The 451-nt window shown below is 65.4% G+C and carries 1 protein-coding gene; it reads left to right on the forward strand.

The features are described 5' to 3' along the window. The coding region (locus I6F37_RS39695; protein WP_225154332.1) for an ATP-binding protein at positions 1-451 on the forward strand (451 nt) is incomplete at both ends.

Consider the following 451-nt stretch of genomic DNA (forward strand, 5'->3'; position numbering starts at 1 on the left):
CCTGCCGCTTCGCCGAAGAACACGCCAATGTCCTCATCGCCGGCGAATGCGGTACCGGCAAATCCCATCTCGCGCAGGCCCTCGGGCACTGCGCCGTGCGCAAGGGCTATGACGTGCTGTTCTGCTCGCAGACCCAACTGCTCGGGGGCTTAAACGCCGCGCGCGCTACCGCCACCTACGAACGCCGATTCCAGGCGCTTGCCCGCGTTGACGTCCTCTTGATCGACGACTTCGCTCTCAAACCACTGCGCTCTCCCGCCGACGAAGATCTGCACGATCTCATCGCCGAGCGCTACGAGCGCGCCACCACCGTCATCACCAGCAACCTCGACTTCGAGGAATGGGGCGAAGCCTTCCCTAATCGCCTGCTCGGTGCAGCCACCATCGATCGGCTGCGCCACGGCGCCTACCGCGTCATCCTCGAAGGCGACAGCTACCGTGCGCCTCGGCC

It is taken from the genome of Bradyrhizobium sp. NBAIM08, assembly GCF_020193935.1.
In the GTDB taxonomy this organism is placed as follows: domain Bacteria; phylum Pseudomonadota; class Alphaproteobacteria; order Rhizobiales; family Xanthobacteraceae; genus Bradyrhizobium; species Bradyrhizobium yuanmingense.